General features: G+C 63.4%; 13 protein-coding genes. 6 read left to right on the top strand and 7 right to left on the bottom strand.

The window, feature by feature from the left end; translation table 11 throughout:
• Positions 1 to 80: 80 nt before the first annotated feature.
• Positions 81 to 539, top strand: coding sequence for an NUDIX hydrolase (locus VWZ81_RS01980; protein WP_340546169.1), 459 nt, complete (start codon positions 81 to 83; stop codon positions 537 to 539).
• Positions 540 to 629: 90 nt separating this feature from the next.
• The gene (locus tag VWZ81_RS01975; protein WP_416535030.1) at positions 630 to 2,111 is read left to right on the top strand and encodes an inorganic phosphate transporter; all 1,482 of its coding nucleotides are present in this window, start codon (positions 630 to 632) and stop codon (positions 2,109 to 2,111) included.
• A gap of 117 nt (positions 2,112 to 2,228) precedes the next feature.
• Here the strand turns inward: VWZ81_RS01975 and argF are convergent, their stop codons facing one another.
• From argF to VWZ81_RS01960, 3 genes are all read right to left on the bottom strand, one after another.
• A complete protein-coding gene (argF, locus tag VWZ81_RS01970; RefSeq protein WP_340546171.1) occupies positions 2,229 to 3,155 on the bottom strand; it encodes an ornithine carbamoyltransferase in 927 nt (308 codons plus the stop codon).
• A gap of 109 nt (positions 3,156 to 3,264) precedes the next feature.
• The gene (locus VWZ81_RS01965) at positions 3,265 to 4,449 is read right to left on the bottom strand and encodes an aspartate aminotransferase family protein (protein WP_416541916.1); all 1,185 of its coding nucleotides are present in this window, start codon (positions 4,447 to 4,449) and stop codon (positions 3,265 to 3,267) included.
• A 311-nt stretch (positions 4,450 to 4,760) separates the two neighbouring features.
• Positions 4,761 to 5,018 carry a zinc ribbon domain-containing protein gene (locus VWZ81_RS01960; RefSeq protein ID WP_416541915.1) on the bottom strand — a complete coding sequence of 86 codons (258 nt, stop codon included), beginning with the start codon at positions 5,016 to 5,018 and terminating at the stop codon, positions 4,761 to 4,763.
• 83 nt (positions 5,019 to 5,101) lie between these two features.
• Between VWZ81_RS01960 and VWZ81_RS01955 the strand changes: the two genes are divergently transcribed.
• A complete protein-coding gene (locus VWZ81_RS01955; RefSeq protein ID WP_416541914.1) occupies positions 5,102 to 5,467 on the top strand; it encodes a MerR family transcriptional regulator in 366 nt (121 codons plus the stop codon).
• Between the two features lie 50 nt (positions 5,468 to 5,517).
• Positions 5,518 to 6,450 (top strand): DMT family transporter, encoded by a 933-nt coding sequence (locus tag VWZ81_RS01950; protein ID WP_416541913.1) that lies wholly within the window; start codon positions 5,518 to 5,520, stop codon positions 6,448 to 6,450.
• Here VWZ81_RS01950 and VWZ81_RS01945 read toward each other — a convergent pair.
• Positions 6,432 to 7,292 (bottom strand): ABC transporter permease, encoded by an 861-nt coding sequence (locus VWZ81_RS01945; protein WP_416541281.1) that lies wholly within the window; start codon positions 7,290 to 7,292, stop codon positions 6,432 to 6,434. The genes VWZ81_RS01950 and VWZ81_RS01945 overlap by 19 nt on opposite strands.
• 293 nt (positions 7,293 to 7,585) lie before the next feature.
• Between VWZ81_RS01945 and VWZ81_RS01940 the strand changes: the two genes are divergently transcribed.
• Entirely contained in the window at positions 7,586 to 8,194 is a 609-nt protein-coding gene (locus tag VWZ81_RS01940; RefSeq protein WP_340546177.1) for a GcrA family cell cycle regulator, read from the top strand.
• 157 nt (positions 8,195 to 8,351) lie between these two features.
• Here the strand turns inward: VWZ81_RS01940 and VWZ81_RS01935 are convergent, their stop codons facing one another.
• The gene (locus VWZ81_RS01935) at positions 8,352 to 8,870 is read right to left on the bottom strand and encodes a YHS domain-containing (seleno)protein (protein ID WP_416541912.1); all 519 of its coding nucleotides are present in this window, start codon (positions 8,868 to 8,870) and stop codon (positions 8,352 to 8,354) included.
• 348 nt (positions 8,871 to 9,218) lie between these two features.
• Between VWZ81_RS01935 and yghU the strand changes: the two genes are divergently transcribed.
• Positions 9,219 to 10,100 carry a glutathione-dependent disulfide-bond oxidoreductase gene (yghU, locus tag VWZ81_RS01930; protein WP_340546179.1) on the top strand — a complete coding sequence of 294 codons (882 nt, stop codon included), beginning with the start codon at positions 9,219 to 9,221 and terminating at the stop codon, positions 10,098 to 10,100.
• Between the two features lie 98 nt (positions 10,101 to 10,198).
• On the opposite strand, the gene VWZ81_RS01925 is transcribed toward yghU, so the two are convergent.
• The gene (locus VWZ81_RS01925; RefSeq protein WP_416541911.1) at positions 10,199 to 10,996 is read right to left on the bottom strand and encodes an SseB family protein; all 798 of its coding nucleotides are present in this window, start codon (positions 10,994 to 10,996) and stop codon (positions 10,199 to 10,201) included.
• Positions 10,993 to 11,586 carry a uracil-DNA glycosylase family protein gene (locus VWZ81_RS01920; protein WP_416541283.1) on the bottom strand — a complete coding sequence of 198 codons (594 nt, stop codon included), beginning with the start codon at positions 11,584 to 11,586 and terminating at the stop codon, positions 10,993 to 10,995. Before VWZ81_RS01920 ends, VWZ81_RS01925 begins: the two co-directional genes overlap by 4 nt.
• Positions 11,587 to 11,773 lie beyond the last annotated feature (187 nt).

The raw sequence follows: 11,773 nt of genomic DNA, 5'->3' as shown, positions 1-11,773 counted from the left end.
CCGGCCCCATCATGCCAAGATTGTTCCAAAGCAAAAATGTGCCGGGCATCCAAGCGCCGGCAGCAGAAAGCTGAGCAGCAATGAAGCATATGATGTCCAGTGCCTGGGAGGAGTACCTCCGGCCAATGTTCTTCCGCCCCAAACGGCTGCAAGTCGCCGCCATGTGCTATCGCGATGGTGCCGAGGGCCGAGAAGTGCTGATGATCACCAGCCGGGGCACCGGTCGCTGGATTGTCCCCAAAGGCTGGCCGATCAAGGGCAAGAACGGCCCGCAATCCGCGCTGCAGGAGGCCTGGGAAGAGGCCGGTGTGCGTGAGGCCCGGATCGAGGGTGAGCCGGTCGGCACCTACGAATATGTGAAATTGCAGGACAATGGCACGAAGGAAACCGTGCACACGCTGGTCTATGCGGCAGAGGTCATTGAGCTGGCCAAGGATTACCCCGAACAATCCGAGCGGACCCGCAAATGGATGTCGCCGGCCGCCGCTGCGGATCTGGTGGCCGAGCCTGAATTGAGCGAATTACTGCGTCAATTGTAACAGTTCCGTGATGGAAATATGACAAACCCCTTGCATGACTGCAGAGGGGACGCTAGGCGCGTGCGCAACTTTTGAATCGGGATCGATACAATGAGCGACGCACCGCAGCGACCGCAGTGGAAGACACTGGACCGGGATCTTAACCGGATTTCTCAACTTGAACTGGCGACATCCTATGTGTCGCGCCCGCTGGTGGCCCCCGGCATCGCGCTGGTCTTTATCGCGCTGGCCGGCGTTGGCGCGGCGGTGTTCCTCGGCTCCACGCCCTCCAGCTTTGTGGTGATCGCGGCGGCGGCCTTCGGGGCTTATATGGCGCTGAACATCGGTGCCAATGATGTGGCCAACAACATGGGCCCGGCGGTGGGCGCCAACGCGCTGACCATGGGCGGCGCCATCGTGATTGCCGCCCTCGCCGAAAGCGCCGGTGCGCTGCTGGCAGGCGGCGATGTGGTCTCCACCATCTCCAAGGGCATCATTGATCCGGCAAGTGTTGCCAGCGCCGATGTGTTCATCTGGGCCATGATGGCGGCGCTGATTTCCTCGGCGCTCTGGGTGAACCTTGCGACATGGATCGGCGCGCCTGTCTCGACCACACATTCGGTTGTGGGCGGCGTCATGGGCGCTGGTATCGCAGCAGCCGGGTTCGGCGCCGTGAACTGGCCCACGATGAGCAAAATCGCTGCCAGCTGGGTGATCTCACCGGTGCTGGGCGGGCTGATTGCGGCCGGGTTCCTCGCCTTTATCAAGGCCAAGATCATCTATCAGGACGACAAGATCGCCGCTGCACGGCGCTGGGTTCCGGTACTGGTGGGCATCATGGCGGGGGCCTTTGCCTCTTATCTGGCGCTGAAGGGGCTGAAGAAGATCATCAAGATCGACCTGGAGATTGCGCTGCTGATCGGGGCCGCTGTCGGCGCGATGAGCTATGTGATCACCGCACCGCTGATCAAGCGCCAGTCGGAGGGGATGGAGAACCGCAACAAATCGCTGAAGGTGCTGTTTTCGATCCCGCTGGTGATCTCGGCTGCACTTCTGTCGTTTGCTCATGGTGCCAATGATGTGGCCAATGCGGTGGGGCCGCTGGCGGCGATCGTGCACACAACGGAATTTGGCGATATCGCCTCCAAAGTGGCGATTCCGACCTGGGTCATGGTGATCGGGGCCTTTGGCATCTCCTTTGGCCTGTTCCTCTTTGGTCCCAAGCTGATCCGCATGGTTGGCAGCCAGATCACCAAGCTCAATCCGATGCGCGCCTATTGCGTATCGCTGTCGGCCGCGATCACCGTGATCGTGGCCAGCTGGCTGGGCCTGCCGGTCTCCTCCACCCATATTGCGGTGGGGGCTGTGTTTGGCGTCGGTTTCTTCCGCGAATGGCATATGGAGCGCCGCCTGCGCAACAGCTCCGCCACCCAACCCGAAACCAAGCGGATTGCACCGGAAGAGCGCCGTCGCCGCAAACTTGTGCGCCGCAGCCATTTCATGACCATTGCTGCCGCATGGGTGATCACCGTGCCCGCCGCGGCACTGCTGTCGGGCTGCGTGTTCCTGGCGCTGACCGCGATCACAATGTGATCCCGGCCCTGGGCTAAAGTCCCGGCCCGAAGCCTCGGCCTGAAATGGAAAAACCGCCGCATCCTGGCCGGATGCGGCGGTTTTTTGTTGGCCTATTCGCAGGCTGAGGCGAGTGGTTCAGGCCCCGAGGCAATAGCGCATGATCGCCTTTTGTGCGTGCAGGCGGTTTTCAGCCTCGTCAAAGATCACCGATTGCGGACCATCCATCACGGCGGAGGTGACCTCCTCTTCGCGGTGGGCCGGCAGGCAGTGCATGAACAGCGCATCGGGTTTGGCATGGGCCATCAACGCATCGTTCACCTGATAGCTGCGCAGCATATTGTGGCGGCGCTCCTTGGACGACTGGCTGTCGTGCATCGAGACCCAGGTGTCGGCCACCACCAGATCGGCGCCCTCGACCGCTTTCTGGGCGTCGCGCTCGATGATGACCTGCGAGCCTGCGTTGCGGGCGAGGCCGATGAACTCAGGCTCCGGGTCGAGCTGGGCCGGACCGGTGAAAGTGAAATCAAAGCCGAATTGTGCGGCCGCATGCAGGAAGGAGGCGCAAACATTGTTGCCGTCGCCGCACCAGACGACTTTCTTGCCCTTGATGGGGCCGCGATGCTCCTCATAGGTCAGCACATCGGCCATGATCTGGCAGGGGTGGGTGCGGTCGGTCAGCCCGTTGATCACCGGCACCGAGGCATATTCGGCCATTTCGGTCAGCACGGTTTCATCAAAGGTGCGGATCATGATCATATCGACATAGCGGCTGAGCACGCGGGCGGTGTCGGCGATGGTTTCGCCGTGGCCGAGCTGCATGTCGCTGCCCGACAGCACCATGGTCTGCCCGCCCATCTGCCGCACGCCCACATCAAAGGAGACGCGGGTCCGGGTCGAGGGTTTTTCGAAGATCAGCGCAACCATCCGGTCCTTCAGCGGCAATTCATCGTCAAGGGCGGCCTTCGGGCGGCCCTGGCGGGCATCCTTGGTGATCCGGGCCTGGTCGATGATCCCGCGCAGATCGGCGGCATCGGTTTTGTGAATGTCGAGAAAGTGGTTCATGTCGGATATCGCTTTCGGTTGTCTTTGGAGGCGGCGGCACCGCATCCCTGGGCCGGTCAAGGCGGGGGCCAGCCCCCGCACCCCCGGAGTATTTCGGGAAAGATGACGGCTAGGCCTCGGCGCTGGCGGTCAGCGCGGTGGCGGCCTGATCGAGACGGGCGAAGGCCTCTCCAATGTCCTCATCGGTGAGGGTCAGCGGCGGCAGCAGGCGGATCACATTGTCGGCGGCCGGAACCGTGACCACCTCGGCCGCGTAGCCGGCATTGACCACGTCGATATTGGCCGCCACGCATTTCAGCCCCAGCATCAGGCCGGTGCCGCGCACCTCCTCGAAGACCTCGGGATGGGCGGCCACCAGCCCTTCGAGTTTCTGACGCAGGAGGCCTGCCTTGCGGTTGACCTCGGCCAGAAAGGCAGGGTCGGAGACGTGATCCATCAACGCGCAGCCCACCGCACAGCCCAGCGGGTTGCCGCCATAGGTGGAGCCATGGGTGCCTGCGGTCATGCCGCTCGCAGCCTCCTCCGTTGCGAGCACTGCACCCAGCGGGAAACCGCCGCCGATGCCCTTGGCCACCATCATGATGTCGGGGGTGATGCCTGCCCATTCATGGGCAAACAGCTTGCCGGTACGACCCACACCGCATTGCACCTCGTCGAGGATCAGCAGCAGGCCGTGATCGTCACAGATCTGACGCAGCGCCTTCAGCTCTGCATCCGGCACCGGGCGGATACCGCCCTCGCCCTGCACCGGTTCGATCAGGATCGCGGCGGTCTTGTCGCTGATGGCATCGGTGACCGCATCGAGATCGCCGAAGGTGAGATGGACAAAGCCGGGCAGCATCGGGCCGAAGCCCTTGGTCATTTTTTCAGAGCCCGCGGCTGAGATGCCTGCGGCGGAGCGGCCATGGAAGGCACCGGAGAAGGTGATGATCTCCACCCGCTCGGGCTGATCGTTTTCATAGAAATACTTGCGCGCCATTTTCACGGCGAGTTCGCAGGCCTCGGTGCCGGAGTTGGTGAAGAACACGGTGTCGGCAAAGCTGTGCTCCACCAGCCGGTCGGCCAGCGCCTGCTGCTGCGGGATGTGGTAGAGGTTGGAGACATGCCAGAGGTGTTCGGCCTGTTCCGTCAGCGCCTTGACCAGAGCCGGATGGGCGTGACCCAGCGCATTGACCGCAATGCCGGCGGCGAGGTCCAGAAAACGTCGCCCGTCAGCCTCGATCAGCCAGGCGCCCTCGCCCTTCACAAAGCTGAGCGGCGCGCGATTATAGGTTGGCAGAACGGAGGGGATCATCTGGATCTTCCTTTTGGGCATGATGGGCCAAGCAGTGACGCAGCCGGGCCGCAGGGTCAACGATTTTGGGCGTGATTCTTGAGGTCTTGAGGCATGCCGATGAGCTTTGATCAGGCACGCGGGATCGGGGCCGGTTACGCGCTTTGGCGTCGGCGTCGCAGCAGGGAGATATGTGCAGCGGTGATCATGACCGCGTCCATAACGGAGGTTTTGACAAAAGAAAAGACCATTTGTGAAGCCATATGCGACAAAGCGGCACCCCGGGGTGCCACAGTCGGCGCTCTTGCTCGGGGCCGGCCGCTTTGCCGGTGTTATGCGCGCCGCCAGCGGTCCAGCCGACCCATGCCGCGGGTGAAGGCCCAGGCCAGAATGCGCGGCATCCCCTTGGCTTCAAGCGCATCGACGCAGTGGGCCTGAAACTCGGCAAGGCTGGCACCGGGGTGCTGGAAGCTGCCGTTTTCATAACAGAGTGAACAATATGTCCCGCTGCGGCTGCCGTCCGCCTCGCTGCCGCCGCCCTCGGGATCCTTGCTGAGCGGCATTCCGCAGCTTTGACACTTGGGACCCATGTCACACCTCTTGATCCGGTTTCACTTCCGGATTATGCTCAAAACCATGGAGTTCAGTCAATTGTTTTCAGGGAAGCCACAGAGTGCGGATCGGTGAACTGGCGCGGCTGAGCGGTGTCAGCCGTGACACGCTGCGATTTTACGAGCGTCAAGGGCTGATCCATTCGGCGCCGGGAGCGGAACCGACCAACAGCTACCGGGATTATCCTGAGGAGGCGCTGATCACGCTGGAACAGATCGCCGATGCGCAGGCCGCGGGCATCAGCATTGCGGATCTTGCCATCCTGCTGAGCCAGCTGGAAGCGGCGGAGCCGGAGAGTTTCGATGGGGTTGCCTTTCTTGACAGCCGGATTGCCGAGGTCGAGGCCCGTATCCAGCGGGCGGAGCGGTTCCTGACCATCCTGCGCCAGGCCCGCGATGCGCTGGAGGCGGCACCGCTTCGACGCTGAGCAAACCGTTTTGGCTTGCCAAGGCGGCACCGCTGGCGCATCGCTGGCCCATGCACCGGACCATATCGCCCAATCCCGCTCTTGCCGCCGTCTTCATCCTGGTGGCCACAGTTTTCATCGCAGGCACCACCCTGATCGCAAAGGCTTTGGGGACCGAGGCATCGGGTGTGCCGCTGCATCCGCTTCAGATCAGTTTCGGGCGCTTTGCCTTTGCGTTTCTGGCGATCACGACCGTGGTCGCGCTGCGGCGACCCCGGTTCACCCGCCCGCATTGGGGGCTGCATCTCGGGCGCACCAGCTTTGGCTGGATGGGGGTGACGCTGATGTTTGCCTCGGTGGCCTATATCCCGCTGGCGGATGCCACCGCGATCACCTTTTTGAACCCGGTCTTTGCGATGCTGCTGGCGATTCCGCTGCTGGGAGAGCGGGTTGGTCCCTGGCGATGGGCGGCGGCGGCGATTGCGCTGCTGGGCGCGATGATCCTGCTACGCCCGACCCCGGCGAGTTTTCAGCCCGCCAGCCTGCTGGCGCTGGCGGCGGCTGCGGTGATGGGGCTGGAGCTGATCTTTATCAAGCGGCTGGCCGGGCGCGAGCGGCCGTTGCAGATCCTGTGGGTCAACAATCTTCTGGGCACGGTGATTGCCTGTAGCGCGGTGGTCGCGGTCTGGCAGCCTCCCTCGGCAGAGCAATGGGCGCTGATGGCGGCGCTCGGCTGTATGATGGCCTGCGCTCAGGGCTGTTTCATCAACGGGATCGCGCGGGCGGATGCGTCATTTGTGGCGCCTTTCAGCTATGCGACGCTGATCTTTGCCACGCTCTATGATCTTGCGGTGTTCGCGGTGGTCCCGGATGCGGTCACCGTGCTGGGGGCGGTGATCATTCTGGCGGGCGCGGCGCTACTGGCCTGGCGCGAGGGACGACAGCGCCCCCCGACCCTGCACGTGGATCCGGGCGTGCAGGCGGATCAGGATTTCAGCCGGTAACCGCTGCGCAGCATCAGCCAGGCCAATGTGCCGATGGCGAGGCTTGCGAGGCTGCAGACCACAAGCCCGAGCACCGGCGAACTGTCGGAGGTGCCGATCACGCCGAATCGCACGCCGTCGATCAGGTAGAACACCGGATTGAGATGCGACAGCAGCCGCAGCACTGGTGGCAGCGACTGCACCGAGTAGAACGTGCCAGAGAGAAAGGCGAGCGGCGTCACGATGAAATTGGTGATCGCTGCCATCTGGTCGAACTTCTCGGCGAAGACCCCGGCAACAATGCCAAGCCCACCGAGGAATACCGCGCCCAGCACCACAAAGAGCAGCGCCACCAAAGGGTGTTCCGGCACCACGCCAAGGACCAGCATGAGGCCGGTGCCGATGCCGAGGGCCACCAGAACGCCACGCGCGACCGCGCCGGCCAGATAGCCCAGCAGGATTTCAACCCCGGACAGCGGCGGCATCAGCGTGTCGACGATATTGCCCTGCACCTTGGTGATCACGATGGAGGAGGAGGTATTGGCAAAGGCGTTTTGGATCACCGTCATCATCATGATGCCGGGGGCCAGAAATACGATGAAGGGCACGCCCATCACATCGCCCCGCCCCGGCCCGATGGCAATGTTGAAGATCATCAGGAACAGCGCGGCAGTGACCATTGGCGCCAGCAGGGTCTGGGTCCAGACCACCAGAAACCGGGTGATCTCGCGCCGTGCCAGGGTGCGCAGGCCAAGCCAGTTCACCCGCCCGAACCGGCGTTCTCCGAGGGCGATACCCGGTGAGACAGGTGACTCTGCCTGTGCTGCGGCTCCTGCCGGGGTCTGCGGTGTATCCTGTGCCATGTCCGACCTCTTTCACTCTGTGCGGGCCAATCCCCCACCGGTCCGGCGACCTCGGGGGTGGTCACGGCCTTCGTAACCGGTCGCAGGCGCGCGTCAACCCGTGCTGCGCCCTTTGCCGGGGCTGATCGTCGAGCCTGATGGATAGGCCTGTCGCCGCAGATGGCCCGGCAGACCCCTGACAAGCGCAAGACGCTCTTGTAACTCGGGGCGCAGTGATTAGAATAGGGGCTTGTTACGGAATTCGATGGCGGCCGCAGGTTCCTGGGGCCGCTTTTAGCTTGGAAAGGCAACAGATGTCCTGGACAGACGAGCGCGTCGAACTGCTCAAGAAAATGTGGGGCGAAGGGCAATCTGCAAGCCAGATCGCCAAGGAACTCGGCGGCGTGACACGCAACGCCGTGATTGGCAAGGTGCATCGCCTGGGACTGTCCAACCGCAACAGCGGTACGGCCAAACCGGCAGCCGAGCCCAAGGAAAAGCCCGCCGCCGCGCCAAAGCCAGCGCCAGCCGCCGCTGCTGCGGCTCCGGCCAAGCCCAAGCCGCAGCCCAAGACCGAACCGGCCCGCCCGGTAACGCCAGAGCCTGCGGCCACCGGCGACGCCCGGAGCGCGACGCCTGCGCGCCGTCAGATCATCCCGGCCGGACAGCCGCTGCCGCCGCAGCCCTCGGCCAATGAGATCAGCCCAGAAGCGCTGGCCAAGGTCAATGAGATCGAGAAGAAGGCCAAGAAGCTGTCGCTGATGGAGCTGACCGAGCGGACCTGCAAATGGCCCGTAGGTGACCCCGCGACCGAAGATTTCTGGTTCTGTGGCCTGCCGGTCCAGCAGGGCAAACCCTATTGCGAAGCGCATGTTGGCGTGGCCTTCCAGCCGATGAGCGCGCGCCGCGACCGCAAACGCTGAACCGCCTGAAACCACCTGCCAGCTGGCCTTGGGTCTGAGCGGCAGGTCGTGTGATGTAAAACAGCGCCCCGGATGTCTCCGGGGCGCTGTTTTCATGCTGGGGGGAAGCGGTTCGAGGCCCGTCCCCCCGCGCCCGCAGGCGGGCGATCAGATCGGATCAGCCTTTCTCCGGCGCCGAGGATGTGAAGTTGGGGATCACGCTCTTGGAGGCATCGGCGGGTTCGATTTCGGGCCAGTTGCCCTCAGCGAGGTTGATGTTGCCGGGAATATCCGCTTCCCAGAAGCCGACGACGTTCTTGGTGATGTTGAGATAGAGTTTGTCATCCACGATGCGCCAGAGGTTCGGGTTGCCCGGAACCTTGCCGCCCTTGGAAACGCCATAGGCACAGTGGCCATCATATTGCGGCGCGTAATACTCGGGGTTGGCAGCAAATTTATCGCGGTTCTCGGCGCTGGCGAAGGCGAAGGTGGCGCCGTTATGCTCAGCCGTGAAGGCGGCATTGCCGGGCACCGCTGCGGGCTGGGCGTTGCCGACAGGGTTCTGCGCCAGATCACGATAGGCCACCACATCGTAGCCCGAAACGGCAAAGCCGGTGTTGTCGACATATTGATCCCCGGCAAAGGCTGGCAGACCAAAGGAGGCAGCGGCCAGGGCGGCAAAGAGAATGCGTTTCATAGACTATCCTTTTCAAAGGCGCGGGCCATCTGACCCGACAGAAGCGGAACGCCGACCATCCGGGCCGGGCTGTTCAGACACTAGCCAGAGATCGCAGGCGATGCGAAGGGGGGCTCACGTCCCTGTGTCCAGTGCGGAGCCGCCGTGATCTGACGCGGGGATTTGTTACAACCGGCAGGCCGCAGCCCTCCCCGGTCAAGAAAAAGTGTATGCCGCAGACCTTCCAGTCATTGGAATTTTGCGCGACCTGATTATCTGTTGCAGGATACGGCGCGGCCCCCCTCCTGGAGGACGCTGCGCCACCATCACCTGATCCATTCAAAAACCCTTTCATAACAAGGCCAACAGATGAGTGACACAACCTATACCCCACCGAAAGTCTGGACCTGGGACCAGGAGAGCGGTGGCCGCTTTGCCTCGATCAACCGCCCGATCGCCGGTGCCACCCACGACAAGGAGCTGCCGGTCGGGAAACACCCCTATCAGCTTTATTCGCTGGCCACGCCCAATGGGGTGAAGGTCACGGTGATGCTGGAGGAGCTGCTGGCCGCAGGTCACAAGGGGGCTGAATATGACGCCTGGCTGATCAATATCGGCGAAGGCGACCAGTTCGGGTCCGGCTTTGTCGAGGTGAACCCCAATTCGAAGATCCCGGCGCTGATGGATCGTAGCGGCGACACGCCGGTGCGGGTGTTTGAATCCGGCTCGATCCTGGTGCATCTGGCGGAAAAATTCGACGCCTTCCTGCCAAAGTCCGGGGCCGCGCGCGCCGAGGTGATGAACTGGCTGTTCTGGCAGATGGGCAGCGCGCCGTATCTCGGCGGCGGCTTTGGCCATTTCTACGCCTATGCACCGGAAAAATACGAATACCCGATCAATCGCTTCTCGATGGAGGCCAAGCGTCAGCTGGATGTGCTGGACCGCCAGCTGGCCGAGACCCGTTTCATCGCCGGTGAGGATTACACCATCGCCGATATGGCGATCTGGGCCTGGTATGGTCAGCTGGTGCTCGGGCGGCTTTATGAGGCAGCGGAATTCCTGGATGTGGAAAGCTATACCCATGTGCTCCGCTGGGCCAAGGAGATCGATGCGCGTCCGGCCGTGTCCCGTGGCCGCATGGTGAACCGTGCCTTTGGCGAGCTGCACACCCAGCTGCGCGAACGCCATGATGCGTCGGATTTCGACACCAAGACGCAGGACAAACTGGAACCGGCAGAAGCCGACAGCTGACCGCGGGCGGGGTCGGCCCCGCCTGCCACCACGGCTAAAGACACTGGGCATCGCGATACCTAACGGCGTCGCGATGTTTCTGTCTGAGACCTGCCGCCCTAGCTGAGCCGGGGCGGATTTTCAGGATCCCGTCCGGGGGCGGAGGGCAGTTTCGGTTCTGCCGGTTGCGGCAGATCGAACCGCAGTCCCACCTGCGCCAGCCGCGCCGCCATCGCATCGCTGCTGGCAAAGAAACCCACATCCAGCGCACCCGCCTCAACCCCGGAGAAGGTCAGCGCCTCTCCGACCGCCTTGGCCAGCGCGGGCTGCGCGGCGTCCCTGGCATCGACAAAGCCCAGCAGATGCCCCTGCCCGCCGCCGCGATAGTTCAGCCCGACCAGATAGGCGGCCTGAGCCAGCCCAACGGCGGTGGCCAGTTTGGTGTCCAGCGCGGTGACCAGCACTTCCGGCAGGCCTCTGGGGGCGGTGATCGCCTCGATTTCGGCGTCAACCTCGGCAGGCATCTGGCCGAGCGTCTCATGCAGCCAGGCCACCGCCTCGGCCGGGATCAGGATTGCCGAAGGTGCCACATCCAGGTTAACGCCAAGGCCGATGTTTGCGCCTGCGCCCTGCCCTGCCAGCATCTGCACCACAACCCGCCCCGACAGCGCGGCATAGGGCACGATGCGACCGGCGAATTCCGCGAGCCGGTCCTCACGGTCAAAAACCAGCGCAAAGGTGCCCTCCTCCGTCTCGAATAGCTCGGGCGCGATACTGTCGCCCTCTGCCTCGCGGGCCAGCATCAGGAACAGCTCGCTATCAGCCAGCCGTTCGTAGAACCGCAGGCGGGCCGCGTCATCCTGCGGCGCGGCCAGCATCGCGGCATGGCTGGTGTCCAGAGGGGTGGCTTCGGTCATGTTATCAGCTCCTGAACCCGGGCGCGCAGGACCGGCAGCAGATCGGTCTCGAACCAGGGATTGCGTTTCAGCCATGCGGTATTGCGCCAGGACGGATGTGGCAAGGGGAAGTCCTGCGGCGCGTGGTCCCGCCAGCTCTCCACCCGCGCCTGAACCGGCTGTTTGCCACCCAGGTGATAGCTGTGGGCATAGGCCCCGACCAGCACACGCAGGCCGATATTGGGCAGGTTGGTCATCACCCGGTCGTGCCAGGTATTGCGACAGATGGCAGGCGGCGGCAGGTCGGCTTTCTTCGGCGAATAACCCGGAAAACAAAAGGCCATGGGCACAATGGCCACCAGCGCCTGGTCGTAGAACTGGGCGGAGCTGAGGCCCAGCCACTCACGCAGGCGATCCCCGGAAGGATCGGTGAAGGGGCGGCCGCTGTCATGGACCCGCGCGCCGGGCGCCTGACCTGCGATCAGGATGCGGGCGGCGCTGTCGAACCAGGCGACCGGACGCGGGCTGTGTCTGGTGCTGGTGGCGGCAAAACGCGCAGCACAAAGGCGGCAGGCGCGAATCTCCTGTCGCAGCTGATCAATTGTCGTCATATCCGACCCTGCCATCCACGCCTCAGGCCCCGTTTTTCGCCCCGCGTAACCGGCGTCCAGGGCCTCTGTCATCCGGCATCGACCGCCATCTTCCGATCAAAGCCCCGTCACTTGGTTAAGGGAGCGTTGCCAAAACCCGTAACAATTGGACATAATATGGTCCAAATAGCAGCCTATGTCGTTAACA

Source organism: Phaeobacter sp. JH20_34 (assembly GCF_048056095.1).
GTDB classification, from domain to species: domain Bacteria; phylum Pseudomonadota; class Alphaproteobacteria; order Rhodobacterales; family Rhodobacteraceae; genus Phaeobacter; species Phaeobacter bryozoorum.
Note: the sequence above shows the minus strand (reverse complement) of the source record. Positions and strands in the feature narration are given on the sequence as shown.